Below are 3,275 nucleotides of genomic sequence, written 5' to 3'. Positions count from 1 at the left end.
GGGTGCCGCCACTCCCGCGCGATGTCAGCGAYCACTGCGATCGCCTCCGGGTCGGAGGACCCCGCCGAGGCCAGCACGACCCCGGTCGAGGACTTGTCGGCGGGGTCGAGCCCCGCCTCGTACAGCCGCTGTTCCAGGGCGGCGATCAGCAGCGGGGAGGGGCCGAGGACCGCCGCCGTRCSSATCCGCAGGGCCGCGGGGATGTCGGCCTTGGCGTGGAAGGCGCGCGTCAGGAGCAGCGGGAGCGCGACGACATCGCGCACGCCCTCGGCGGCCAGCCGTTCCAGGACGCCGGGGACCGTGGCCGCGTCGAAGTCGAGGAAGGCGGTCTCCACCCGGAGCCCCGGGCGCAGCGAACGCACCTGGCGCACCAGCGCCCGCACGGTCTCGGCGTGCCGCGGGTCGCGGCTGCCGTGGGCGATGACGAGGAGCACGGGACGGTGCATGAGGGGCGTGTCCTGCCCGGGGCGGGCGGAGTGTGTGTCGTACATGGTGGGTCAGCTCTTCACGAGGAGGCCGCGACCGCGCAGGACCCGCCGCTCCAGCGGACTGAAGATCAGCAGGTCGATGGCGATGCCGACGATGAGGATGAGCAGGATGGCCATGAAGATCATGGGCATGGAGCTGGCGTTGCGGCCGTTCTCCAGGAGCTGGCCGAGGCCGATGCCCAGCTCGGGTGAGGAGGCGATGATCTCGGCGGCCATCAGGGAGCGCCAGGAGAACGCCCAGCCCTGCTTGAGCCCCGCGAGATAGCCGGGCAGCGCGGCGGGCAGCACGATGTGCCAGGTGTGCCGCAGTCCCGTCGCACCGAGCGTGCGGCCCGCGCGCAGATACAGCGGGGGCACCTGGTCGACGCCGGAGACCAGGCCGTTGGCGATGGAGGGCACGGCGCCGAGCAGGATCACCGCGTACATCATGCTGTTCTCCAGGCCCAGCCAGAGCACGGCGGGCGGCACCCACGCCACCGAGGGCAGCGACTGGAGGCCGGAGAGGATCGGGCCGATGGCCGCCCTGATGAAGCGCACCCTGGCCACGATCAGGCCGAGCGGCGTGCCGATCACGAGGGCGAGCAGGAAGCCGAGGAGACCGCGTGAGACGGAGGTCCAGATGTAGTCCAGGAGCGTGCCCTGGAGCCAGGCCTCGTGGACCTCGTCCCAGACGGCGGACGGCGCGGGCAGCTTGCCCGGATCATCCACGATCCTGAAGGAGACCAGGGCCTGCCAGACCACGAGGACCAGCAGCACCGCGGAGAGCGGCGGCAGCACCTTCTGTACGAGGACCTGGCGGACCGGGGTGCGGGTGGGGCCCGCGTGGGACTCCAGGGCGTCGAGCCCGGCCTCCAGTCCGGCGAGGTCCTGGCCGCTGTCCCGCCGGGCCTTGTCGGCCTCGACCTCGTCGACCGGAGCGTCAGTCCTTGCCATGGCGGCGGATCTCCCCACGCAGTTGTTCGGTGATCTCAAGGGAGAGCTCCGCGACGGCGGAGTCCTCGATGCGGCGCGGGTGCGGGATGCCGACCCGCCACTCGTGCGCCACCCGGCCGGGACGCGACGAGAGGAGCACGACGCGCTGGGCGAGGCGCACGGCCTCGCGGACGTTGTGCGTGACGAAGAGGACGGAGACGTTCGTCTCGCGCCAGACGCGGGTCAGCTCGTCGTGCAGCACGTCGCGGGTGATGGCGTCCAGGGCCGCGAACGGCTCGTCCATCAGCAGGAGCTTGCTGTCCTGGGCGAGCGCGCGGGCCAGGGCCACGCGCTGGCGCATGCCGCCGGACAGCTCGTGCACCCGCTTGCCGTGGGCCCCGTCGAGCCGGACGAGTTCGAGCAGCTCCTGGGCGCGCGGGCGGCGCTCCGCCTTCGGCACACCGCGCAGCTTCAGGGCGAGTTCGATGTTCTTGCCCGCGGTCAGCCACGGGAAGAGGGCGTGCTCCTGGAACATCAGGGCCGGGCGGCCGTCGGTCGTGATGGCCCCGGCCGAGGGCTTGTCGAGCCCGGCCACGAGATTGAGCAGCGTCGACTTTCCGCAGCCCGAGGCGCCGAGCAGCGTCACGAACTCGCCGGGCGCGACATCGAGGGTGATGTCGTCCAGGACGAGCTGGGGGCCCGCGGGGCCGCCGAAGCTCTTGGACACGTGCTCGATGCGGGCGGCGTGCGCGGTCGCGGTGCCGGTGTCCTCCGCGGCCTTGGCGAGGGTGGTAGCCATGGTCGTCACCTCCAGGGAATCCAGGGAACTGGTCGTCTTCGGTGCTACTGGGCGCCGAGACCGGCGTCGTCGACCGGGGACCCACCCGCGGCCTTGAGGACCTTGTTCAGCGGACCGAGGTCGTAGATGCCCTTGAGGTCGGGCTTTTCGAGCAGGCCCGCCTCGACCGCGTGGTCCGCCTCGGCGTCGAGCGTGGCGGCCAGCGGATCGTCGGTGGCGCGGATGGACTTCCACGCCGGGTCGAGCACCTCGGCGGGCAGGGCCTTGCCGGAGTCCGCCTTGAGCTGGGCGTTGGCCGCGGCCTTGGCCTTCTCCGGGTGCTCCTTGATGAAGGCGTTGGTCTTCACCGAGCCGCGCAGGACGGCCTCGACGACCTTCGGGTGCTCCTTGAGGAACTTCTGCGACACGATGAGGTTGGTGATCACGAACTTCTTGCCGGGCCACAGGTCGGCCTCGTCGAGGAGGACCTTGCCGCCCTCGGCGACCAGCTTGGACGCCGTCGGCTCGGGCACCCAGGCGCCGTCGACGGAGCCGGACGTGTAGGCGTCCGGGGTGATCTTGTTGTCCGTACGGACCACGGAGACGTCGCCCTTGCCGCTCTGCGCGTCGACCTTCCAGCCCTGCTCCGCCGCCCAGTTGAGGAAGGCCACGTCCTGGGTGTTGCCGAGCTGCGGAGTGGCGATCTTCTTGCCCTTGACGTCCTTCAGGGACGTGATCCTGTCGGGGTTCACCACCAGCTTGACGCCGCCGGAGGCGGAGCCGCTGATGATGCGCAGGTTCTCGCCCTGGGACCTGGTGTAGCCGTTGATGGCGGGGGAGGGGCCGATCCAGCCGATGTCGATCGAGCCCGCGTTCAGCGCCTCGATCTCCGAGGGCCCCGCGTTGAACTGCGAGTACGTGGCCTCCGTGCCGCCCAGCTCCTTCTGGAGGATGCCCTCGTGGCTGCCGACAAGGGCGGTGGCGTGGGTGAGGTTCGGGAAGTACCCGATCTTCACGCTGTCCAGTCCTTCAATCTTCTTCGCGCCCGCCGCGATCTTCGCCCGGCCGCTCTGCTCGTCCGCCGCCGAGCCGTAGCC

The 3,275-nt window shown here is 71.0% G+C and carries 4 protein-coding genes; all 4 read right to left on the bottom strand.

Features of this window, described 5'->3' with window-relative positions; translation table 11 throughout:
• Nucleotides 1-491 (bottom strand): sirohydrochlorin chelatase (locus AB8Z36_RS33325; protein WP_440582062.1); only part of this gene is annotated, 491 nt, incomplete at its 3' end.
• A 6-nt stretch (nucleotides 492-497) separates the two neighbouring features.
• Nucleotides 498-1,421, bottom strand: a complete 924-nt coding sequence (locus AB8Z36_RS33320) for an ABC transporter permease (protein WP_369217123.1) — start codon at nucleotides 1,419-1,421, stop codon at nucleotides 498-500.
• The gene (locus AB8Z36_RS33315) at nucleotides 1,408-2,199 is read right to left on the bottom strand and encodes an ABC transporter ATP-binding protein (protein ID WP_369217122.1); all 792 of its coding nucleotides are present in this window, start codon (nucleotides 2,197-2,199) and stop codon (nucleotides 1,408-1,410) included. The genes AB8Z36_RS33320 and AB8Z36_RS33315 overlap by 14 nt, the downstream gene beginning before the upstream one ends.
• Before the next feature lie 44 nt (nucleotides 2,200-2,243).
• The coding region (locus AB8Z36_RS33310) for an aliphatic sulfonate ABC transporter substrate-binding protein (RefSeq protein WP_369217121.1) at nucleotides 2,244-3,275 on the bottom strand (1,032 nt) is incomplete at its 5' end.

The organism is Streptomyces flavofungini (assembly GCF_041028215.1).
GTDB classification, from domain to species: Bacteria; Actinomycetota; Actinomycetes; order Streptomycetales; family Streptomycetaceae; genus Streptomyces; species Streptomyces flavofungini_B.
The sequence above is the reverse complement of the archived record's forward strand: the minus strand, read 5'-3'. Positions and strand labels throughout refer to the sequence as shown.

Excerpts from the sequence above, each read along its gene's own strand:
- AB8Z36_RS33315 (WP_369217122.1), bottom strand. The coding sequence starts at position 2,199 with ATGGCTACCACCCTCGCCAAGGCCGCGGAGGACACCGGCACCGCGACC.
- AB8Z36_RS33320 (WP_369217123.1), bottom strand. The coding sequence starts at position 1,421 with ATGGCAAGGACTGACGCTCCGGTCGACGAGGTCGAGGCCGACAAGGCC.